Annotated in this window: 22 protein-coding genes and 2 pseudogenes; 18 read left to right on the forward strand and 6 right to left on the reverse strand. The window is 59.2% G+C overall.

Annotated elements, in window-relative coordinates; all coding sequences use genetic code 11:
• The first annotated feature begins 77 nt into the window (after nucleotides 1-77).
• Entirely contained in the window at nucleotides 78-602 is a 525-nt protein-coding gene (locus NKJ01_RS06010) for a hypothetical protein (RefSeq protein ID WP_023757600.1), read from the forward strand.
• Nucleotides 603-663: 61 nt separating this feature from the next.
• Here the strand turns inward: NKJ01_RS06010 and NKJ01_RS36410 are convergent.
• Nucleotides 664-828, reverse strand: a pseudogene (locus NKJ01_RS36410) (JAB domain-containing protein); the annotation flags it as partial.
• A 263-nt stretch (nucleotides 829-1,091) separates the two neighbouring features.
• A complete protein-coding gene (locus NKJ01_RS06020) occupies nucleotides 1,092-2,120 on the reverse strand; it encodes a LacI family DNA-binding transcriptional regulator (protein WP_023757598.1) in 1,029 nt (342 codons plus the stop codon).
• Nucleotides 2,121-2,459: 339 nt separating this feature from the next.
• On the opposite strand from NKJ01_RS06020, the gene NKJ01_RS06025 reads away from it, so the two are divergent.
• The 9 genes from NKJ01_RS06025 to tnpA all read left to right on the forward strand — a co-directional run bounded on the left by NKJ01_RS06025 (nucleotide 2,460) and on the right by tnpA (nucleotide 10,537).
• Nucleotides 2,460-3,425 (forward strand): substrate-binding domain-containing protein, encoded by a 966-nt coding sequence (locus NKJ01_RS06025; protein WP_352726789.1) that lies wholly within the window; start codon nucleotides 2,460-2,462, stop codon nucleotides 3,423-3,425.
• A 98-nt stretch (nucleotides 3,426-3,523) separates the two neighbouring features.
• On the forward strand, nucleotides 3,524-4,579 hold the full coding sequence (locus tag NKJ01_RS06030; protein WP_084025143.1) for an ABC transporter permease: 1,056 nt from the start codon (nucleotides 3,524-3,526) through the stop codon (nucleotides 4,577-4,579).
• 10 nt (nucleotides 4,580-4,589) lie between these two features.
• Nucleotides 4,590-5,414 (forward strand): ATP-binding cassette domain-containing protein, encoded by an 825-nt coding sequence (locus tag NKJ01_RS06035; RefSeq protein ID WP_023757594.1) that lies wholly within the window; start codon nucleotides 4,590-4,592, stop codon nucleotides 5,412-5,414.
• Between the two features lie 89 nt (nucleotides 5,415-5,503).
• Nucleotides 5,504-6,505, forward strand: coding sequence for a Gfo/Idh/MocA family protein (locus NKJ01_RS06040; RefSeq protein WP_352726792.1), 1,002 nt, complete (start codon nucleotides 5,504-5,506; stop codon nucleotides 6,503-6,505).
• A complete protein-coding gene (locus NKJ01_RS06045) occupies nucleotides 6,502-7,461 on the forward strand; it encodes a sugar phosphate isomerase/epimerase family protein (protein WP_023757592.1) in 960 nt (319 codons plus the stop codon). Before NKJ01_RS06040 ends, NKJ01_RS06045 begins: the two co-directional genes overlap by 4 nt.
• A gap of 1 nt (nucleotide 7,462) precedes the next feature.
• Nucleotides 7,463-8,236 (forward strand): TIM barrel protein, encoded by a 774-nt coding sequence (locus NKJ01_RS06050; protein WP_023757591.1) that lies wholly within the window; start codon nucleotides 7,463-7,465, stop codon nucleotides 8,234-8,236.
• A gap of 37 nt (nucleotides 8,237-8,273) precedes the next feature.
• Nucleotides 8,274-9,275 (forward strand): inositol 2-dehydrogenase, encoded by a 1,002-nt coding sequence (gene iolG, locus NKJ01_RS06055; RefSeq protein ID WP_352607056.1) that lies wholly within the window; start codon nucleotides 8,274-8,276, stop codon nucleotides 9,273-9,275.
• Between the two features lie 424 nt (nucleotides 9,276-9,699).
• Nucleotides 9,700-9,999 (forward strand): MurR/RpiR family transcriptional regulator, encoded by a 300-nt coding sequence (locus NKJ01_RS06060; protein ID WP_023757589.1) that lies wholly within the window; start codon nucleotides 9,700-9,702, stop codon nucleotides 9,997-9,999.
• A gap of 103 nt (nucleotides 10,000-10,102) precedes the next feature.
• The gene (tnpA, locus tag NKJ01_RS06065) at nucleotides 10,103-10,537 is read left to right on the forward strand and encodes an IS66-like element accessory protein TnpA (protein WP_352726794.1); all 435 of its coding nucleotides are present in this window, start codon (nucleotides 10,103-10,105) and stop codon (nucleotides 10,535-10,537) included.
• 93 nt (nucleotides 10,538-10,630) lie between these two features.
• Here tnpA and radC read toward each other — a convergent pair whose 3' ends face one another.
• Both radC and NKJ01_RS06075 read right to left on the reverse strand, forming a co-directional pair.
• The gene (radC, locus tag NKJ01_RS06070) at nucleotides 10,631-11,392 is read right to left on the reverse strand and encodes a RadC family protein (protein ID WP_352726795.1); all 762 of its coding nucleotides are present in this window, start codon (nucleotides 11,390-11,392) and stop codon (nucleotides 10,631-10,633) included.
• 303 nt (nucleotides 11,393-11,695) lie between these two features.
• Complete coding sequence (locus NKJ01_RS06075) at nucleotides 11,696-12,385, reverse strand: TetR/AcrR family transcriptional regulator (protein WP_023757587.1); 690 nt, start codon at nucleotides 12,383-12,385, stop codon at nucleotides 11,696-11,698.
• Between the two features lie 158 nt (nucleotides 12,386-12,543).
• Here NKJ01_RS06075 and NKJ01_RS06080 point away from each other — a divergent pair, with 158 nt between their 5' ends.
• From NKJ01_RS06080 to NKJ01_RS36415, 5 genes and pseudogenes are all read left to right on the forward strand, one after another.
• Nucleotides 12,544-13,521 (forward strand): efflux RND transporter periplasmic adaptor subunit, encoded by a 978-nt coding sequence (locus NKJ01_RS06080; RefSeq protein WP_502905860.1) that lies wholly within the window; start codon nucleotides 12,544-12,546, stop codon nucleotides 13,519-13,521.
• Nucleotides 13,522-13,528: 7 nt separating this feature from the next.
• Entirely contained in the window at nucleotides 13,529-14,770 is a 1,242-nt protein-coding gene (locus NKJ01_RS06085) for an ABC transporter permease (RefSeq protein ID WP_352726799.1), read from the forward strand.
• Nucleotides 14,767-15,438 carry an ABC transporter ATP-binding protein gene (locus NKJ01_RS06090; RefSeq protein ID WP_352726801.1) on the forward strand — a complete coding sequence of 224 codons (672 nt, stop codon included), beginning with the start codon at nucleotides 14,767-14,769 and terminating at the stop codon, nucleotides 15,436-15,438. Before NKJ01_RS06085 ends, NKJ01_RS06090 begins: the two co-directional genes overlap by 4 nt.
• A gap of 420 nt (nucleotides 15,439-15,858) precedes the next feature.
• The gene (locus NKJ01_RS06095) at nucleotides 15,859-16,068 is read left to right on the forward strand and encodes a hypothetical protein (RefSeq protein ID WP_352726803.1); all 210 of its coding nucleotides are present in this window, start codon (nucleotides 15,859-15,861) and stop codon (nucleotides 16,066-16,068) included.
• A 42-nt stretch (nucleotides 16,069-16,110) separates the two neighbouring features.
• Nucleotides 16,111-16,268: pseudogene (locus NKJ01_RS36415) on the forward strand (sensor histidine kinase); the annotation flags it as partial.
• A gap of 117 nt (nucleotides 16,269-16,385) precedes the next feature.
• Here NKJ01_RS36415 and map read toward each other — a convergent pair.
• Entirely contained in the window at nucleotides 16,386-17,213 is an 828-nt protein-coding gene (gene map, locus NKJ01_RS06100) for a type I methionyl aminopeptidase (RefSeq protein ID WP_023757583.1), read from the reverse strand.
• Nucleotides 17,214-17,491: 278 nt separating this feature from the next.
• On the opposite strand from map, the gene NKJ01_RS06105 reads away from it, so the two are divergent.
• Together NKJ01_RS06105 and NKJ01_RS06110 are read left to right on the forward strand one after the other, a co-directional pair.
• Nucleotides 17,492-17,788: a DUF982 domain-containing protein gene (locus tag NKJ01_RS06105; protein ID WP_352607032.1), complete on the forward strand. Its 297-nt coding sequence runs from the start codon at nucleotides 17,492-17,494 to the stop codon at nucleotides 17,786-17,788.
• 42 nt (nucleotides 17,789-17,830) lie between these two features.
• Nucleotides 17,831-18,190, forward strand: a complete 360-nt coding sequence (locus tag NKJ01_RS06110) for a DUF6074 family protein (protein WP_352726805.1) — start codon at nucleotides 17,831-17,833, stop codon at nucleotides 18,188-18,190.
• Between the two features lie 72 nt (nucleotides 18,191-18,262).
• Here the strand turns inward: NKJ01_RS06110 and NKJ01_RS06115 are convergent, their stop codons facing one another.
• A complete protein-coding gene (locus tag NKJ01_RS06115; protein WP_352607036.1) occupies nucleotides 18,263-18,625 on the reverse strand; it encodes a hypothetical protein in 363 nt (120 codons plus the stop codon).
• A 336-nt stretch (nucleotides 18,626-18,961) separates the two neighbouring features.
• Here NKJ01_RS06115 and NKJ01_RS06120 point away from each other — a divergent pair, with 336 nt between their 5' ends.
• Nucleotides 18,962-20,200, forward strand: coding sequence for a pilus assembly protein TadG-related protein (locus NKJ01_RS06120; protein WP_352726807.1), 1,239 nt, complete (start codon nucleotides 18,962-18,964; stop codon nucleotides 20,198-20,200).
• Nucleotides 20,201-20,203: the final 3 nt, after the last annotated feature.

The raw sequence follows: 20,203 nt of genomic DNA on the forward strand, positions 1-20,203 counted from the left end.
CGGTACGGCCTGTGGCGACCAAGCTTTGATCATTATCTGCGCTTCTATTGCAGCCGCTTGGGTTGTTGGAGGACGTGTTGAAGCTGTTCGTCGAAATGGGACACGCTGCGGCAATTGCCCTGGTGCTGGTCTCGGTATGCGGCATTGCCCGTGCCGAAGCGGTGCTTGACAATTGGCGGTTCGAAACGGGCGAAGACGGCGTCGTCACGGCCTCGCTCTATGCCACCAACAAGCTGATCACCGGTGGCGGCGCCTTGAGCTACAGCCCGATCCTAACGATTGCCTGCAGGGCAAACGGGGAGCCGCATTGGACCGAATGGCTGCAACTGAATGACGGTGTCTCGGCCAGCCGCAAGATCACCATGTCGGTGACGGTCGATCAGGGCAGCAAGTTCGACGAGAGCTGGTCGGTCGGGCCCCGCGGCAGGATGCTGGTGCGCGATGGCGCCGATGGCATCAGGCGCCTTGCTGCCGCGAACCGGCTCCAGCTATCATGGCGCTTCGGGCTGCTTTCGGGACGCGGCGAGGCCGACTTCAACCTCGCCGGGTTCGGTGAAGCGGTCAACCAGGTGGCCGGAAACTGCAACGCCGACCCGCCGTGACCGGATCGACGGGCCAAAGCGGCATTGTTTGCTCAAGCGCTCACCTTTTGGAACCCACCACTTAGATTAGCAGCAGGCCCTTCATCGAGGCGTTGCCCTTGCGACCGATGATGATGTGGTCATGCACAGCGATCCCCAGCCGCTTGCCGGCGTCGATGATCTCCTTCGTCATCTCGATATCGGCGCACGACGGCGTCGGATCACCTGAAAGATGATTGTGCATCAATCTTGAGAAACGACGTAACAGCTTGAAAAAGCGTCGAAAAATGAGATTGGCGGAAGGCGTTGATGCCGGTAATTGAGAGCGGTTAATCATGGGTCCCCGTGAATGTCACGCGCCATCAGACTGGTTCATGGACGGGCGGCGGCACTTCACGATACTCTGTTGCTCCTAAGCCTTCTTGGCCGCACGTGGCCCAAAGCGGACGTGAAGACGTAGGTGCACCCCAGCCTGCCATTTGGATGGCCAACTTAAGAGCCAAGTCGTCATCAAACGCTCTCGGGGCTGTACATATCGAATGGAAACGTGATCCTAAATACCCCGTTATCAGGACCTGCGTTCTTCGCTTTCACCAGAGTTGCGATAGTCTCAGATGCAAAACGCTCTATGGGGTGTGACAGGATCAGCGAAATCGTACCGTCTATCAAAGCAGCCCGCGTATCTTCAAAGAGTTCATAGCCTACGGTAACGAAGTCTTCCCGTTTTGGAGTAGCCCTGAGTGCGGCTATCGCACCTGTAACACCACCCCCTGAGATGAATAGTCCGCACATATCCGGATGATCTGTCAGCAGCTTTTCGACATGTTCACGGGCAACCACGGCTGACTCGTAAGTTGGCAACGGTTCGAGCAGCGTGAATTCCGAATTATGTTCACGGAAGTAAGAACGAAACCCGCTTTCGTTCATTTCCTGGTTCCGCAATCGGTGGCTGCCGACAAGAATGCCTATCTTGCCCGGTTCCCGCACCATGCGGTCAAACGCCCAGGCAGCGGTGCGTCCTACTTTCCAATTATCGAGCCCGACAAAGCTGATGGCTCCCTTGGCCGTGAGGGGGCCGATAAGTGAAACGACCGGCACGCCGCTTTCAAGAACTGCGTCAATCGCGTCAGCAACGGCAGGATGCTGCGGCGCTACAATCGCAAGTGCTTCGCACCGCCCGCCGAGCGACTGAATATGTGCCGCGACTTTCTCCGGCGTGAGGTCTTCCATGTACTCGACCGTTAGATCGATATTGCAGGCAGGATAAGCTTCCGCAGCTTGCGCAATTGAATCGCCGAGTAGGCGATAGAAGCGTCTCTCCCGTCGCTGCAGCAAAACCCCGACACGGTGGATCACCTCTTGTGGCTTCGCCGCCTGCTTGATGGTGCCAAGTCCGTAGAAGCCGATTTCCTCAGCGGCTGCCAAAACGCGTGTGCGCGTATTGCTCCGGACCGATTCAGGCTCGGACAGTACACGATTGACCGTTGACACGGATACACCTGCAGCTTTTGCCAAGTCCGGAATGGTTGGTCTCTTCATGTCAAAAATTCCATTACTCTGGTTTCGGCGTCTCAAGAAATATCATCCATACAAATTTTCGAAACGATTTGAGACGATTTTCCGAAGAGATAGTAATCCATATTGACCTGAAAGATGTCAACGTAGCATTCATTACGCGTTGACAGTGCTCAGCGATCTACGAGCTGTCAGCGCTTTTGGGGGGAGGCCCAGCGCACAATTGGGACGAGGAGGCTCAACGTCGTTGTGTTGAGATCGCGGACCTGCGCGTGCCTACCGGGATCGGCCGCACGGCCAAAAAAGGCAAAAAAGTATGACGAGCCGCAGCCATGCGGCTTTAACCTGAGGAGGAATTTCGACATGTCGTTCACCAAGAAAATCGCCACCGCAGCCATGGCATTCATGCTGGCATCCAGCGCTCATGCGGGTGACACGGATATCGCCGTCATCGTGGGTTCGGCCCAAGATGGCTTCTGGAACATGGTCAAGAAGGGCGTCGATGATGCTTCGCTGATGGTCAAGGCCAATGGCGGCACCGTCAATTTCATGCAGACCCAAAACTATGACAACTTCGGCCCGGACCTCGCTTCGCTAATCGAACAGGCTGTAGCCCAGGGTGCTAAAGGTATTGCTATCCCGAACTGGCTGCCAGAATCCGAAACCCCTGCCCTTAAGGCCGCGCGGGACAAGGGCGTGGTGATCATCTCCTTCAACGCTGGCCAGAGTGAGATGGATAATTACGGCTCGCTAAACTATTTCGGGTCGGACGAATATCTGGCAGGTGTTGAGGGTGGCAAGTATCTCGCTTCTCATGGTGCAAAGAAAATCCTCTGCCACATCCAGAACCCAGGTGCCGTAAATCTCGAGACCCGCTGCAAGGGCGTTCAAGACGGTGCAAAGAAGGCTGGCGCAGACACCTTCATCCTCCGTGTTCCTGCTAACCTTGACCAGGACATGAATGGTACCTCTGAAGCAATCAAATCCGAGCTGATCGCCGATCCGTCCATTGACGCCGTCATCACGCTCGCTGCATGGGCTGCAGATGCTGCCGCTAGCTCCATCGATCAGCAGAGCAAGGCCGGCAAGATTCAGCTTGGCACCTTCGATATGTCCGCCTCGGTTCTGGATCGCATTTCGAAGGGCACCCAAACCTTCGCAATCGACCAGCAGCCTTATCTGCAGGGGTTCCTCGCAACCTCCATGCTGTTTGCAAACCTGAAGTTCGGCACTGCGATTGCAACGGAGCCGGTTCTGACTGGTCCGGCGATTGTCGACAAGACCAATGTTGCTTCGGCAATCGAAGGCGTCAAACTCGGCGCACGTTGAGGCTGGCCCGAGGCTGAGACCTGGCCGCTAACTTGGCCGGGTCTCATCCATGCTCCCTCTATGCAGCTTCGTCTGCGCTAACTGAGGATTTTGCTTCCATGACCGCCACAAACCAAAGAACCAGCACCGTTGAAACACCCGCCATCGAGAGTGAATCGGCCATTTCATCCATTAAGGCCTTTTTTCGCACCCCTGCCGCTGGTGCTTTCATGGGTTTCGTGGCTGTATTCATCCTTTTTGCGATGTTCGGATATAGCCGCAACTTTTTGTCCGTAGCTGGTGTAACTACGTGGGTGAACTTCGCGTCACTCATAGGAATGATTGCAATTCCGGTCGGGTTCCTGATGATTGCCGGTGAACTCGATATTTCAACCGGTGCTGTACTTCCCGCGTCCACGATGACAGTTGCGATTGTCTGCGAGCACTATCAGATGCCTGTGCTTGTCGGTGTAGCTGCAGCGCTTGCCATCGGTGCACTGATCGGCTTCATCAATGGATACATCGTAACTCACACGCGCGTGCCGTCGTTCATCGTGACATTGGCGACGCTCTTTGCAGTGGCAGGCATCACGCTCTACCTGTCGATCTTCTTCATCAACAACACCAATTCCTTCTATCACGCGCCAGATTGGGCAAAATCGCTCTTCGGCGGAAAGGTGTATGGCTTCAATTCTTCCGTCTTCTGGTGGGGTGGGCTTATCGCAGCCTTCGTCTTCTTTCTGCATTACTCTCCGAAGGGAAGCTGGGTCTTCGCTCTTGGTGGAGACCAAGAAAGTGCGAGAAACGCAGGTATTCCTGTAACCAGGATGAAGATTGCACTCTTCATGCTGTGTTCCATATCGGCGGCCTTTGCTGGTGTCCTTCAGGTGATGACATTCAGCTCCGCAACATCTCAGGCCAATTTTGGCCTAATCTTCAACACCATTATCGCCGTGGTCGTAGGTGGGGTTCTCCTCACGGGTGGTTTTGGTACTGTAATGGGCATTGTCTTCGGGGTGCTCACCCTTTCGATTGTTACCCAAGCTATTGGTTTCACGGAGATCGACAGAAACCTGTCCTTCCTAATTATCGGTGTCATGCTTTTGATCGCTGTCCTGCTCAACGACACGTTTCGTCATTTGGCCACCAGCTGGTCGACGTTCAAGAAGAAATAAGAGAGCGACAATGTCCGATAAGAAACCCGTTCTCGAATTTCGAAACGTCGACAAATCGTTTGGCCATATTGATGTTCTGAACGATATCAGCCTCAAGGTGGGTGAAGGCGAAGTGCTCTGCCTGCTTGGCGACAACGGCGCGGGTAAGTCGACGCTCATCAAAACGCTGTCTGGTGTCTATCAGCCGACGCGTGGCGAAATTCTGATGGATGGTCAGCCCGCACTTTTCTCCAGTCCCCGTGAGGCTCAGGAACGCGGGATAGCTACGGTTCACCAATTCGGCGGGACATATCCATTGATGTCCATAGGACGCAACTTTTTCATGGGTTCGGAGCCGACAAAGGGTTGGGGACCGTTCAAGTATTTCGACCGTAAAACTGCCAACCTAGTGGCGGTCGCAGAGGTTCAGAAAATGGGGATCACACGCATCACCGACGGGGATCGTTTGGTCGGTGGCCTTTCCGGAGGAGAGCGCCAGTCGCTCGCGATTGCCCGTGCTGTCTATTTCGGAGCCCGTGTGCTCATTCTCGACGAACCGACGGCAGCCCTCGGCGTCAAGCAGGCTGCTCACGTACTGCGTATCGTCAATGAGGCCAAGCGTCGTGGCCTCGCGGTCATTTTCATCACCCATCAGGTGATGCATGCCATGGCAGTGGGCGATCACTTCGCAGTGCTCATTCGTGGTGCAATCGCGGCCGACTTCCGCAAGGGGGAAAAGACACGCGAGCAGATCGCTGATCTGATGGCCGGTGGTGAATCCATGGCCAGTCTCGAAGCCTCACTTGAAGGGTATATGGAGACCCATGACGGTCTTCCGCCACCGCCCGCTCACTGAGTGAATATTGGCATAGCCGACAAGTAGTGGAATTTGTTGAATGGAAGCGGTTGAGCTCTTGTGCCAACCGAATGGAAGGAGTTTGTCCAATGGTGCGTGTAGCAGTCATTGGTGCAGGGCTGATGGGCGCTGACCACGCCAAGATCGTCGTGGAGGAAATGCCGGGCGCGACCCTTCAGGTGGTCTGCGACATGGATAAAGTCCGCGCTCGCAAGGTGGCCGATGCCCATGGTGCGGCAGACGTTGCAAGTAATCCGGAAGCCGTGATTGCCCGTGCCGATGTGGATGCGGTGATCGTCGCGAGCCCGGACTTCACTCATGCGCCGCTGTCACTCGCCTGCATCAACGCGGGCAAGAAGGTGCTCTGCGAAAAGCCCCTATCGCAGTCCTCGGCCGAATGCCTCTCGATCATGCAGGCCGAACAGGAAGTTGGTCAAAAGTTCGTCCAGCTCGGCTTCATGCGGCGCTACGACCAGTCCTATGTCGAGATGAAAGAGACAATTGAAAATGGCACGCTTGGCCGAGTCCTGATGATGCACAACTTCCACCGCAATGTGGAAACGCCAGCCTCCGACTTCACCGGTGCCATGGCAATCACCAACTCCGCCCCGCATGAGTTCGACGTCGTGCGCCATGTACTTGGCACCGAATATGCCTGGATCTCTGCCTTCCAGCCGAAGCGCTCTGATCGACGCGTCGCGCCCGTCTTCATGGTCCTCGAAACCGTCGATGGCCAGCTCGTCAACATCGAGATCAACAACAACGCTGCGTACGGCTACGACGTTCGTGCCGAACTCGTGGGCGAGCAGGCGAGCATTTCCATGAGCCATGTCGCTTATACCCATCTCGAACGCTCGCTTGGCGTCCACACCGGCTACGATGCCGATTGGCGGACCCGCTATTTCGATGCCTATCGCCGCCAGAACCGCGCCTTCCTACGCTTCGTCGACACAGACGTGTTTCCCGAGATCGCATCAAGCTGCTGGGATGGCTATGCCGCAGCAGTTGCCGCCGAGGCAGGCGTGACGGCACTCGCTTCCGGGCAGAAGCAGCTCGTCACCATGATTCCCAAGCCGGAGTTCTACGCATGAAACTGGGTTTTGTGTCTGACAGCCTCGGCGGCATGCCGCTCGACGACCTTCTCGACAACGCTGCACGCATGGGCGTCTCCGGTATTGAGGTCAACACCTGCGGCTGGTCGACCGCACCGCATTTCGATCTCAAATCCATGCTGGGTAACACGGTCGCGCAGAAAGACTTCCTCAAGGGCTTTTCAGATCGTGGGATTGATGTGATCAGCCTCAATGCCAATGGCAATCCGCTTCACCCGTCCGATCCGGCTCAGGGCGAAGGTCTGAAGAACACCATCCGGGTCGCAGGCGAGATGGGCATCAATACGGTCTGCACCATGTCTGGCCTGCCTGCGGGCAATCCGTCCGATACCATGCCAAACTGGGTCGTCTCTTCCTGGCCTCCGGAAACGCAAGCTATCCTCAAATACCAGTGGGAAGAAAAACTCTTCCCGTTCTGGACCGAGATCGTGGCGCTGGCAAATGAATGCGGTGTGAGAAAGATTGCGCTCGAACTGCATGGCAACCAGTGCGTCTACAATGTGCCGTCGCTCCTGAAACTCCGTCAAGAAGTCGGCCCTGTCGTTGGCGCGAACCTGGATCCCTCGCACCTCTTCTGGATGGGAGCCGATCCGCTGATAGCAGCCGAGGCATTGGGGGAGGCCGTCTATCACGTCCATGCCAAGGACACATTCCTGAACGCTCCCAAACAGGCAGTGACCAGCCTCCTCGAAAACGGCAACCTGACCGACATTCCAGCCCGTTCCTGGTCATACATAACACTCGGCTTCGGCCACAGTGAGGAGTGGTGGCGACAGTTTTGCTATCGCTTAAAGATGGCTGGCTACGACGGCTGGCTTTCAATCGAGCATGAGGACGTGCTTCTCAACTCACTTGAGGGCCTCGAAAAATCCGTGGCCCTTCTCAAGGGTGTCATGCCGGTTGCACCGGCCGATTTCAAACTTCAGGAAATCTAAGATGAGCTTCCAACTTGCTGCTTGCGCCGAAATGCTCTGGCGCGACAAACCAATCGAATGGCGGGCAAGCCGCCTGAAGGAAATGGGCTTCGGCGTTGGCCTTTGGAACTGGCCCGCCTGGAATCTTGATGCGCTTGAAAAAACCGGTGCCACCTTCACTATCATGAATGGCTATCTCGAAGGTCGGCTCACCGATGCAGAAGGTTGTGAGATGCTTCTGGCATCTGCCACGGAAACGGCGAAGGTCGGCAAGCGGCTCGGTGTCCACCGCCTCAATCTGCATGGCACAGGGCTTGGCGACATGGGCATTCCGATCCTGAAGATCGGTGCCTTCGCGCCGGGCATGGAACAGCGGGCTCGCGATACACTCAACCGCATCTGCGATCTGGCAGAAGCCGAGGGTCAGGTCTTCACGTTGGAAAACCTCAACCCAATCGATCACCCCGGCTGCCCCTTCGGCTCGACGGCAGACGTGCTTGCGCTCGTTGCAGCCGTCAACCGCCCGCAACTGCGAATTAATCTCGATCTCTACCATACCCAGATCGGTGAAGGTGATCTTATCCGCTGGTGTAAGGCCTGCCTGCCCTGGATCGGGGAAGTTCAGGTGGCTGATAATCCCGGCCGTTGCGAGCCGGGCACGGGCGAAGTGAACTGGCATGGCGTCGCAAAAGCCCTGAAATCCATGGACTACGCGGGGCCGGTCGGTATGGAAGCCTTTGCCTCCGGTGATCCGGAAGCTGCACTCGAAGCCTTCCGCACCGCTTTCACTATCTGATGTTGTTTTCCTAAGAGGATCATCCGTGTCATCCACCATTCTGAACGTCGGCCTTTTGGGCGCAGGCCGTATTGCTGGCGTCCATGCCACCGCCATTTCCACCAATCCCGGCAGCCGCCTTGCGGCTGTCTCGGACATCAATCAGGCCGCCGCTGAGAAGATCGCCGCCCAGTATGGCGCCGAAGCCTGCTCGACCGATGCGATCCTCAATGATCCCGCCATCAATGCCGTGCTGATTGCCACCTCCACCGATACCCATTCCGACTTGATCGAGCGGGCGACGGCAGCGGGCAAGGCCGTGCTTTGTGAAAAGCCTGTCGACCTCAGCCTTGCAAGGGCACAGTCTTGCCAGAAGGTGGCCGCCGCTACCGGCAAGCCGGTGATGATCGGCTTCAACCGCCGTTTCGATCCCAACTTTGCGGCTCTCAAGGCAGCAGCCGACCGTGGTGAAATCGGCAAGACGGAACTGCTCTCGATCACCTCTTTCGACCCCGCGCCGCCGCCGATCGCCTATATCAAGGTTTCGGGTGGTCTTTTCCGCGACATGATGATCCATGATTTCGACATGGCTAATTTCGTTATGGGGACAGCGCCGGTCTCCGTCTCGGCGGTGGGTACATCGATTGTCGATCCGGAAATTGGCGCGGCAGGCGATGTCGATACCGCCGTCGTGACCCTTGCCTATGCGGATGGCCGGATCGCCGTGATCAAGAACAGCCGCCGAGCCGTCTATGGTTATGACCAGCGGCTGGAGCTTCTCGGCTCCGAAGGGCTGCTACAGGCGCAGAACATGTTGGAAAACACCTTGGTCAAGTCCACGACTTCCGGTGTCACGGGCGCAAAGCCCACCTATTTCTTCCTCGAACGCTACATGCCCGCCTATGCGGCGGAATGGGCAGCATTTGTCAACGCTGTGAAGACAGGCTCGGCTCTGCCGGTCAACCTTGATGATGGTGTCGCAGCGCTCGCCATGGCGGAAGCTGCAACCCAGTCTGCAAAGAACGGGTCTCCGGTGAAATTGGTAGAGATTCTTGGCTGAGCTTTCGGAGAAGCAAAACATCTCTGTCGGACAACTCCTCCTATCCGATCTAGCGGCGGCCCGACCTTCGGATCGAGCCGCCGCATACTCCTGATGCCGGAGGATGCGACGCGAAGGACTCGATCAAACGAGCTGCTGCGACTACAGGTACCGGCCACAGGATATCAGCTTCAGCGATGGTGCGGACGGGAATGTTCGCCATCCGAAGGAACGTTTTCCCAGACTTCGATCCGGTCGTCCACTTGTGAAGAACGTGGATTGTGCCGGATGGCTCGTCGTCGAAGCGGGCATGATTCCGCGATCTCTCCTCCTAATACATGGCGCAGGCCTGTGTTTCCATCCACGCAAAGTTCGGGGGTTAGATGACAACCTCCAACGACCCTTCCCAATAAGTCATGGCCGAACAAGCACCGGAAGCATGATCATGAGCGCGGAAAAAACCATTCGAAACCTGACGACCATCGCCGAGCTAAAGGATATGATTGTAGCAACCAGGCTTAGCCTCCCAGAGCAACAGGAGCGCGTCGCACGCACGGCTCTCGCCCACCCGGAAATTGTAGCATTCGGCACCGCGCAATCGCTTGCGGACCGATGCGAAGTGTCGCCCTCAACCGTGGTCAGAGTGGCCACTGCTCTCGGGTTCGATAACTTCAGGGAGTTCCGACAGGTTTTCCGTCAGCACATCCGGGAGATTTCGATACGAGCGGCGGACACCCTATGCTGACAGAAAAGCCGCAATAACCGTAAGCGCTGTTGTGGGACCACCTTTCGGGAGTGGTCGCGATCTGTGAGGTTGCCGATCCTGTATTGGGATCGGAGATCGGCTTGTGTCTGGACTTGACCTTACGCTTGGCCCAGAGCGGCAGCCTCGGCGTTTCGAGGTGATAAACGGTGCCGGCGGTCGGCGTCAGTGGTCGGTGGATGACAAGGCGCGGATCATCGCGGAGACGCTGGAGCCGAACGCAGTCGTTTCCGAGGTCGCCCGCCGGTATGGCCTCAGGCCGCAGCAGGTCTTCGCCTGGCGCCGCGAAGCGGGCAAACAGGCCGCTTCGGTGCAGCAAGATTCTCCTGCCTTCGTGCCGGCGGTTGTGACGGCGGCGGAGCCTGTAGCCAGGCATCCAGCGAAGCAGCGGAAACGGCAAGCCACTCGGGACGCCGGCATGATCGAGCTTGAGATCGACGGCATCGCGATGCGCGTCGGCCGGGGCGCCGATACCAAGACGGTGGCCGCAGTGATCCGCGCGCTGAAGGCGACGTCGTGATCGGGCCGACGGGTGCGGTCAAGGTCATGGTGGCGACGAAGCCGGTCGACTTCCGCAAGGGCCTCAAGCGCTCCCCTTTTTGGAACCCACCACTTAGATCAGCAGCAGGCCCTTCATCGAGGCGTTGCCCTTGCGCCCGATGATGATGTGGTCATGCACAGCGATCCCCAGCCGCTTGCCGGCGTCGATGATCTCCTTCGTCATCTCGATATCTGCCCGTGATGGTGTCGGATCGCCTGACGGGTGATTGTGCACCAGGATAATGGCGGTCGCCGAGAGTTCGAGCGCGCGCTTGATTACTTCTCGTGGGTAGACAGGCGTGTGATCGACGGTGCCTGTCTGCTGCACCTCGTCGGCGATCAGCGCGTTCTTCTTGTCGAGAAACAGGATGCGGAACTGCTCGCGTGCCTCGAACGCCATGACTGATCGGCAATAGTCGAGAAGCTGCGTCCACGACGAGAGGATTTCGCGGCCGTGGACCTCGCCGCGCGCCATGCGCTGGGCGGTCGCCGCGACGATTTTCAGGTCGAGCGCCACAGCCGGGCCGATGCCCTTGACCTCCTGAAGCAGGCCAAGCGGTGCGCCAAGCACTTCAGCCAGCGTGCCGAAGCGTGCCAGCAGCGCCTTGGCCGCCGGCTTGGTGTCGGCGCGAGGAATCAGGCGAAAGAGCAGAAGTTCCAGAACTTCGTAGTCGGGCAGGGCGTCCGGACCTGCCGAGGCAAAGCGCTCGCGCAGGCGGTCGCGATGGCCGAGATAGTGCGGCTTTTCGCCGATCGCCGCCTTGGTTTTCGCAGCTGGTCGCATCGGCGCTTCGGAGAAGAAACTCCGCTCGTCGTCGTCGCTTGTGTTGGCCATATGCCCCCCGGCGCTGACATTAGAACCGTTCTGGCCCGGATCGAAACATTTCCGTTCTCCGATCGCGAGACTATCCCTACAGATCGTGACGGCTGCCGCTATCAGCCTCCGGCTTCCTAATACGGCGGCCAGATGAAACCACGATTTGCGCAACAAGACTTAACATCGCTTATCGCATGCGGCCACGTTCATCTGACATGTGACGGGATCGAAGGCTCGTTGCCTCGCTATGCTTAAGCACGGATGCTGGCCAAGCATGCGGAGGCGTGGCGCGGAACCGCGATCCTTGGTGAAGCAAGATGGCTAGCCCGCCTGCAGGAAGGCGCGGGCAAAGCCGGGCTCCACGGCTTTGATCGTTCCGTCGGGCAGCTTGAGCAGGCGGTCGATCGCGACACCGTAGAGCCTGAGGCGCTCTTCGAGCAGGCGCGCGGCCTCCTCGATGTTTCCTTGGTCGGCCTGACGAAGCGCGCGATGCATCACGTCGCGAAAGATCAGCCTGATCTGCAGCAGCATGTCGGCGAACGCCAAGGGATCGGGTACGTCAAAAGCGTCCTCTTCGCTACCCTTCTTCAGCAGATCAGCTATCAACGGTAGGGCAAGCTCCCTGGCAGCCAGATCGACCCGGTGGAAGAGCACGACGTTCTCAGGTCGAAACAGGACCGCAAAGGTCGTCCTGAGCTGCGGCGCGAGCTCGACATTCAGCCGCTGCGAACCTGCGAAAAGCGCGTTGAGCCGGCCGACTGGTCCGAGCGACGGATCGTCGAGCATCGGTTGCAACTCGGCGAGGCTGTCGCGGGCAAGCCGCGCCGCGAGCGCCTCCAGCAGCGCCTCCTTGGAGGCGAAGTAGTGGTAGAAGGCACCTTTCGACAGGCCAGCCGCGCGGATGATGTCTTCTACCGTCGTATTGTCATAACCGCGCTCGAAGAACAGGCGCTGTGCGCAGTCGAGAAGCTCGGCAGAGCGTATTTCAGGCGCTTTTCTTGCTCTGGCCAATAACGTTTCCCGCGGCGGCTTTCCTGAAAAACGTGATCGACGGACCGGAACGCGGCAGCCGCCAAGACGTTCTCCCGTACTATAGACCGACGGTCGGTCTGACGCCACAGGTCTCGCCAAAAAGGAGCTGCATGCGGTTGAGGCGCTGGATTGCGGGTATGGCCATCGTTGCGGTGGCGGCAGGCGGTGCCGCGGCCTGGTATTTTCTGAGGCCGGCACCTGTTTCGGTGGTGACCGCCAAGCGCGGCGACGCCGCCGAGATCGTCTATGCCAGCGGCGCAGTCGAGCCCAAGACCTGGGCCAAGGTGGCGCCGGTGGTGCGCGAGAGGATCATAGAGCAGTGCGACTGCGAAGGATCGCGGGTCGAGCGCGGCCATGTGCTCGCCAAGCTTAACGACAGCGAGGCGAAGGCCGTGCTTGGCGAACTTGAGGCGCGGCGGGCGCTCGCCGAACAGGAGTTCCAACGCCAAACCGTGCTTGCGCAAAAAAATGCAGCGAGCCAACAGGCGCTCGATCGCGCGCGTAGCGAACTATCGCAGATAGAAGCGCAGCTTGCCGCGCAGAAGGCACGGCTTGAGACTTACATATTGCGGGCGCCGAGTCCCGGCGTCGTGTTGAGGCAAGACGGCGAGGTGGGCGAGATCGCGGAGCTCGGCACCGTGCTGTTCTGGGTCGGCGAGCCGCGTCCGCTGCGGGTGGTCGCGGACGTCAACGAGGAGGATATTGCGCGCGTCGAGGTCGGCCAGCGAGTGCTCCTCAGGGCCGATGCATTCCTCGGGCAGAATCTCGAGGCGGCGGTTGACAGCATCACGCCCAAGGGCGACCCGACGACGAAAACCTATCGCGTCTATCTGCACCTGCCCGACGACACGCCGCTGAGGATCGGCATGTCGACCGACGTCAATGTCGTCACCCGTGAAGCGAAGAACGTGCTGTTGATACCCTCGGCTGCGGTCCAGGGGAACGACGTATTCGTGGTCCAAGGCGACAGGGCGCGGCGGCGAGAGATCCGCGCCGGCATCCGCGGAGTCGACGGTGTCGAGGTGTGGTCCGGCATTGGCGAGCAGGAGCGGGTCGTTTCGCCCTACCCAGCGGACCTTGCCGACGGCGCGCGCGTCGCGGCCCGAGAATCGTGAGGTGGAAATGCCGCTGATCCTCGACATCGCAGTCACGCACATCGCCGGCCGCGGCCGGCAGACGCTCGTCGCGGTGATCGGCGTGGCGGTCGGCGTCGGCTTCTCGATCGCCATGGCAGCGCTCATGCAGGGCGGCCAGGACGACTTCGTGCGCCAACTCGTCGACACGATGCCCCATGTCGACATCACCGACGAACAACGCACAGCCCGACGCCAGCCGGCCGAGGATATGTTCGACACTGTCGCGATCTCGGGGCTGAGGCCGCGTGACGACCGCCGCGGCATCATCAACCCGACCGAGGCGACCGCCTGGCTGGAGAGCTGGATTCCCGGACGCTTCGCGCCGAGCCTCAAGACACAGGGCGTGATCCGTTATTCCAGCCGCGAGGTGGGCGCGACCATCATCGGCGTCGAGCCGGAGCGCGAGCCCGGCGTGTCGCCGATCGTCGAGGATTTTGTCCAAGCCAGCTTCGCCGCACTTGCGGCCGGCGGCAACAATGTGCTCGTCGGCGACACCATGGCGAACCGGCTCGGCGCCGGGCTTGGCGACACGATCACGGCGGTTTCCTCGCAAGGCCAGGCGCGCAATTTCAAGATCGCCGGGCTGTTCCACACCGGCACGACCCAGCGCGACGAGAGCGAGGCCTACATTCTTCTAAAGAACGCGCAGATCGTGTCCGTGCGGCCGAACGCGATCAACGAAATCCGGATCAAGCTCGATGATCCGAACCGCGCGCCCGCGGTGGCGAGGCGGGCTGAAGCCGAGCTCGGCTACAAGGCCGTGGCGTGGCAAGAGGCCAACGAATCCATCCTTGAAGCCTTCGTCATCCGCAACGTCATCATGTACACCGTGGTCGGCGCGATCATGCTGGTGGCCGGCTTCGGCATTTTCAACATCATCTCCACCATCACACACGAGAAGGCGCGCGACATCGCCATCATGAAGTCGCTCGGTTTCCCCGAGGCCGACATGCGCCGGCTGTTCCTGCTGGAAGGGGTGGCGATCGGCGCCGGCGGTTCGGCGCTCGGCTGGGTGCTCGGCTTCGCGATGGTCTACGCGCTGTCGCTGGTTCGCTTCGAGATCGCCGCGACCGGCCAGGAGATGACGCATCTTCCGATCGCCTGGAGCGTGCTGCATTACGTCATCGCCACGGGCTTCGCGGTCGGTTCGGCGGCGGTGGCCGGATATCTGCCGGCGCGTCGGGCGGCGATGCAAAACCCGGTCGACATCATCAGAGGCGCGACATGACCACGCTGGTCGAGACCGAAGGGCTGATGCGCATCTTGCCGGAAACGGTCCCCGTTACGCTGGTCGAGGACATCACGCTTGAGATCCGCGAGAAGGAGTTCATCGCCGTCACCGGTCCATCCGGCTCCGGCAAGTCGTCGCTTCTCTATCTGCTCGGGCTGCTCGATCGGCCGACCCGTGGGACTCTGAAGATCGGTGGCCGTGACGCCGGTCCCATGGACGAGAAGGAGCGGGCAAGGACGCGGCTCGAGATGCTCGGCTTTGTGTTCCAGTTCCACTTCCTGCTGCCCGAATTCACGGTGCGTGAGAATGTCGAGATCCCGATGCGCAAGCTCGGCAGATTGAAGCGAGAAGAGATGCGCGAGCGCGCCCGCGAGTTGCTTGGCTCGCTGGGACTTGCCGAGCATCTAGACAAGCGGCCCGACCAGCTCTCGGGTGGCCAGCGCCAGCGCGTGGCAGTGGCGCGCTCGCTCGCCAATGACCCGCCGCTCATCCTCGCCGACGAGCCGACGGGAAGCCTGGACTCCAAGAGTTCCGAGCAGGTCTTCACAATTCTCGAAAAGTTGGTGCGCGATCGCGGCAAGACAGTGGTCGCGGTCACGCACAATCTCGAGATGGCAGAGCGGATGGACCGCCGCCTGCATATCGTCGATGGCAAAATCGAGTGAGGGTGGATCGATGTTCAGGCGAGACCTGCCTGCATGCACCGGCTTTCTGTTGCTAATTGCGATGCGTTGCTTCGGGTCTATTGTTGTGGACCTTTGCTCAATAGAAGCCCGGCACACTTGAGGCGAATGGCGAATTTATTTTCGCAGAACTGAAACGCTTCGTGTGCGTCAAGTACACGGCCTAGTGGCCTAATTATCCATTTGCCGAGCGGAGCAGAGGGAGGGTGTGTCAAGTCGAACAACGTGGAGATAAAATATGTCATGGCAAGTGGATGGTACAGGCTGCGGAAAATGGTAAGCTGACAAAGTACTTTATTCGGAAATCAGGCGACGCCGAGAGTCAATCCGAAGAACTGCACCTGGTTTCGGTTGCATGGAAGCCGAAAAATATCGATAAAACCTGAATTGGAGGAAAAATCTGTGGGTGACTTCGACAAGAGATCCAGCGAAACACCAGATTTCGTGGTCACCAACGTTCTCCGCCACCTCGAGTATTCTGATAGCGGAGTTGCTGTTTCGCTAATCGATACGCAGGGAAGCCGCATTCGCCTGCACCTAACGACCGTCACCGCTGAAATGCTTTGCGAACGAATTGCAGATGCGCTGGAATCCCGATACGGCAAATCATAAAGGACAATTGTTGATCGATTGCTCCGTGCCAGTTCGTTCTGTGTTTTCGAAACATTCTTCAAGGAAGATGCGTCTCGCGGCATTGTATCGAAGCATGGCTTCGGCCTGGGCCTCTCGATCGTTGCCGACATCATCGAGGTCGCAGGATCGAATTGCAGGACAACCAACTCAACGGACAGGTCGTCACCATCGACCTGCCGAAATGCTACGGGTGTTCCAATCGTCATAAGACGATCTCACGTCCAGTCGGGCATGATGCCGTGCTCTACGCAAGCGGCCGGGATCGAGGTGCCAGCGCCGCCCTACACGACAAAACTCTAGGCCGGCAGGCCCGGACGGTCGAGTTTTTTGGGCGACAGCGTGAAAATCTCGCAACCGGTGTCGGTGACGCCGATCGTGTGCTCGTATTGCGCCGACAGCGAGCGGTCGCGCGTCACTGCGGTCCAGCCGTCCGACAGAACCTTTACGTGCGGCCGGCCGAGATTGATCATCGGCTCGACGGTGAAGATCATGCCGGGCCGCATCTCGACGCCCTCATTGGCGCTGCCGTAGTGCAGGATGTTCGGCGCGTCATGGAAAAGCTGGCCGACGCCGTGGCCGCAGAAGTCGCGCACCACCGAGCAGCGCTCGCCCTCGGCATAGGTCTGGATGGCAGCACCGATGGCGCCGGTGCGTGCGCCTGGCCTGATCGCCGCAATGCCTCGCATCAGGCATTCATGCGTGACTTCGAGCAGGCGCTCGGCGGCGCGCTTGATCGTGCCGACTGGATACATGCGCGACGAATCGCCGTGCCAGCCGTCCAGGATATAGGTGACGTCGATGTTGACGATGTCGCCATCCTTGAGCGGCTTGTTGTCGGGGATGCCATGGCAGACGACATGGTTGATCGAGGTGCAGGACGATTTCGTGTAGCCGCGATAGTTGAGTGTCGCTGGCAGTGCGCCATGGTCCATGCCGAATTCGAAGACGAAGCGATCGATGGTTTCGGTGGTGACGCCGGGCTCGATCATCGGCACCAGCTCGTCGAGGCAGCGCGCGGTGAGATCGCAAGCCTTGCGCATGCCGGCAAAGCCTTCCTCGCCATAAAGGCGGATCTGGCCGGTGTTTCTGAGTGGTGCAGTGGCTGCGTCGAGATAGGTGACCATTTTGTCCGTTTAGGCGGTAGGGCCCTGCAAGAGAGCCGATGTGAAAATCTCCCCAGATTTGGCACTTGAGGGCAGAAGGTTCAAGGAAGAACTGCCCAATGCGGCCGCGCTTCGGGATATTCCTCTTGCATGGGGCTATGTCTAGCCGATTTTTGCGCGGCTTGCTTTTCCTTTCTGACGATCCAAAGTGACGACACATTTCTGGGCCAAAAGCCGGTCAAAACAACTTTTGACGACGGCGTTGCCGCCCCCGGTGACGCCAGTTCGGGAGATGTGGGATGGACAGATTGCAATTCGAGGTGCCGGTGCGCATCGCACCCGCACCCGGCCTGCCAGTCGAGGAAATCTACGGGGTCGAACAGGCGCTCGATTTTCTCCAGGACTGGCCTGCGCGCCATGAGGGCCCGATTTATCAGAAAGCTTTCAACGCCTGCTTTGGCGCCACGGTGGACGTGGTCAAGACCGAGGATGCGTGCCGGGCGTTCATGGCGTTTTGCCGGGCGAGCGGACTGATGGCCAGGGACATGATGACGCCGCGCAAGCGCGACGGTGGGTCGACGGCGCTCCAGGCCTGAGGGCTGCCACCGTTTCCCCTTGTCCGATTGCAATGCGCACCAATGTCCGCATCGTTAAGCTTCCGTTTCCACCTTGCCGGCTACGCCATTGCTTGTTGGCAATGGTTGATTCGTTGCGTCAGTCTCATGGTTCGGAAGATGTCCCCAGAAAAAGTTCGTGCATTCCCGATCGACCGTCAGTTGTTCTTGGTCAGAGAGGTTGCTGCGAAGCTCTGCAGCCTGCACGGCGAAACCGCCACCTCCTTCTGGCGAGCGAAAGCATCGGAGTTGCTCGATCTCGTTGTCGGATCCGGCAGGGACAGAACAGCAGCCAGCGACGAAGTGCGCAGGTTCTTCCTGGCCGTACAGAGAGAGATGTCGGCTGGGACAGTCGCGGAGACGATGCCAGTTCTTTCCGCTTGAAAAAAGCCGCACCGGCGAACCGGCGCGGGCCACAAGGAGTGTCACGTCAAAGCGCCACAACCCCAAAGCTCTCTATTCCGTAGAGCCAGTGATTTCGCCCGATGAGTCATCCGTCGTGTCTGCCGGATCTTCGGTCGGGTTCTTGGCCAAGAGCTTGTCCAAGGCTGCCTGCAGGGCCAGCGTAGCCTGCGGTGATGCCGGCGTGGTCGCCACGACGCTGAGCGCCTTTGTCAAACCACTGGTTGAAGGATCTTTTGCTGCCGCGGATGTCGCAGCTCCATGCCCCTGCGATCCAGCTCCAGCTGAATTCCCGCCGTTGCCGTTCCCACTGCCGTGGCCGCCGCCATTGCCGTTGCCGCCAGGACCTGCAAAGACCGGAGAGGCGAGAAGTGCGAGCGCCGCAACCGCTGCGAGCAGATTGGTTCGATTTTTCATGGTCCATCCTTCGAGTCGGCCGTCCCGCTCGGTGAATCATGCGACGTCATCGATGAACCCGCCAGACGGACCTTGGTCCCCGATTTGCCGCGCATAAGTCCCATTGCGAAGGTGAGCCGGCCGATCCTTGGCTCCGGCTCTGCAATCGTGCTGTTAGCAAACTGTAAACTATCCCGGAACTCATCCATCGGTGCACGGCCTTTAAGTCGTCCGTTGCCTTGCATGCTCGCTGATCAGACAACGAACCCATTTTTTTGAGGACAACAGATAGCTGATCAAAAATGAACTGAACTTTTTAGCCATTCGTTCATACATGCGTGCTTTCTAATCTAGGTTATGACCTTCATTTGCTTCACCGGGATTCGACGTATCGCGAACGGTATTCGCCGGGGAACAAGCGCGAATGTCGCCACCATTTTTGCCCTGACGTTGCCCATTGTTGTCGGCGCCGCGGGCTTCGGTGTCGAGACCTCTTATTGGTACTACAACAGCCTGAGATTGCAGGCGACGGCCGATGCCGCCGCCTATGCCGGCGCGCTTGAACAGATCTCAGGTTCCGACCAGGCGACCATCGTCGCAGCCGCGACCCAGTCGGCCGCCACGAATGGGCTGGGCTCGGGCACGATCGTCGTGAACACGCCGCCGACGTCGGGACCGAATACGACCAAGAAAGCAGTCGAGGTCATAGTCCGCCAGAACCTCGACCGGATGTTTACCTCAATCTTCACCCAGGCCCAGGTTCCCGAGCAGGCGAGGGCGGTGGCCCTGATCACCGACGCCTCAAAGGCCTGCATGGAAGCGCTCGATCCGACCGCCTCGCAGGCTGTAGGGTTTTCCGGCAATACCAGCGTTAAGGTCACACACTGCGTCATCATGTCCAATTCGAACGCCCCGGACGCCATCAAGCTTCAGGGCTCGGCGGCCCTCCAGGTCGATTGCCTGATATCGGCGGGCGGTGTCTCTCTCAGCAATCCCGTCACGACCGTATGCGCGGCCCCGATCACCCAGGCCCTGCCTGCCGCCGATCCATTTGTCGACCTGCCGGCTCCGGCGGCCAGCAACCCGTGCAAGAATATCAACGGCAACAAGACGACGCAGACAATCCAGCCTGGGACCTATTGCGGTGGCATGAACCTCAACGGCACCATCACGCTTTCTCCCGGCGTCTATGTCGTGCAGGGCAATTTGAAGATCAACGCGGGTGCGGTCATTTTGGGCAGCGGGGTTACCATCTTCATGCAAGGCAGCAACACCGTCAGCATGAACGGCAACGCCACGGTGACGCTGAGCGCGCCGACCTCAGGCACCTATTCCGGGGTGCTGTTCTATGGCGACAGGACGGGGACCGCGGCGCAGAGCACCTTCAACGGCACGGCGGACTCGCTTTTGACCGGCGCGCTCTATTTTCCCAAGCAACAAGTCAATTACCTCGGCAATTTCTCGGGCAACAGCGGCTGCACCCAGGTGGTTGCCAACACGATTCAATGGTCCGGCAGCGCGACTGTCAATCAGAATTGCTCGAGCCTCGGGATGCGCGACATTCCAGCCGCGCAGTCCGTGGTACTGGCCGAGTAGCTT

This window comes from Mesorhizobium sp. M0276 (genome assembly GCF_040321755.1).
In the GTDB taxonomy this organism is placed as follows: Bacteria; Pseudomonadota; Alphaproteobacteria; order Rhizobiales; family Rhizobiaceae; genus Mesorhizobium.

Excerpts from the sequence above, each read along its gene's own strand:
- NKJ01_RS06060 (WP_023757589.1), top strand. The coding sequence starts at position 9,700 with ATGAGCGCGGAAAAAACCATTCGAAACCTGACGACCATCGCCGAGCTA.
- NKJ01_RS06090 (WP_352726801.1), top strand. The coding sequence starts at position 14,767 with ATGACCACGCTGGTCGAGACCGAAGGGCTGATGCGCATCTTGCCGGAA.
- NKJ01_RS06045 (WP_023757592.1), top strand. The coding sequence starts at position 6,502 with ATGAAACTGGGTTTTGTGTCTGACAGCCTCGGCGGCATGCCGCTCGAC.
- NKJ01_RS06085 (WP_352726799.1), top strand. The coding sequence starts at position 13,529 with ATGCCGCTGATCCTCGACATCGCAGTCACGCACATCGCCGGCCGCGGC.
- NKJ01_RS06025 (WP_352726789.1), top strand. The coding sequence starts at position 2,460 with ATGTCGTTCACCAAGAAAATCGCCACCGCAGCCATGGCATTCATGCTG.
- NKJ01_RS06110 (WP_352726805.1), top strand. The coding sequence starts at position 17,831 with ATGTCCGCATCGTTAAGCTTCCGTTTCCACCTTGCCGGCTACGCCATT.
- NKJ01_RS06120 (WP_352726807.1), top strand. The coding sequence starts at position 18,962 with ATGACCTTCATTTGCTTCACCGGGATTCGACGTATCGCGAACGGTATT.
- radC (WP_352726795.1), bottom strand. The coding sequence starts at position 11,392 with ATGGCCAACACAAGCGACGACGACGAGCGGAGTTTCTTCTCCGAAGCG.
- NKJ01_RS06040 (WP_352726792.1), top strand. The coding sequence starts at position 5,504 with ATGGTGCGTGTAGCAGTCATTGGTGCAGGGCTGATGGGCGCTGACCAC.
- NKJ01_RS06115 (WP_352607036.1), bottom strand. The coding sequence starts at position 18,625 with ATGAAAAATCGAACCAATCTGCTCGCAGCGGTTGCGGCGCTCGCACTT.
- NKJ01_RS06035 (WP_023757594.1), top strand. The coding sequence starts at position 4,590 with ATGTCCGATAAGAAACCCGTTCTCGAATTTCGAAACGTCGACAAATCG.
- NKJ01_RS06030 (WP_084025143.1), top strand. The coding sequence starts at position 3,524 with ATGACCGCCACAAACCAAAGAACCAGCACCGTTGAAACACCCGCCATC.
- map (WP_023757583.1), bottom strand. The coding sequence starts at position 17,213 with ATGGTCACCTATCTCGACGCAGCCACTGCACCACTCAGAAACACCGGC.
- NKJ01_RS06105 (WP_352607032.1), top strand. The coding sequence starts at position 17,492 with ATGGACAGATTGCAATTCGAGGTGCCGGTGCGCATCGCACCCGCACCC.
- NKJ01_RS06020 (WP_023757598.1), bottom strand. The coding sequence starts at position 2,120 with ATGAAGAGACCAACCATTCCGGACTTGGCAAAAGCTGCAGGTGTATCC.
- NKJ01_RS06050 (WP_023757591.1), top strand. The coding sequence starts at position 7,463 with ATGAGCTTCCAACTTGCTGCTTGCGCCGAAATGCTCTGGCGCGACAAA.
- NKJ01_RS06080 (WP_502905860.1), top strand. The coding sequence starts at position 12,544 with ATGGCCATCGTTGCGGTGGCGGCAGGCGGTGCCGCGGCCTGGTATTTT.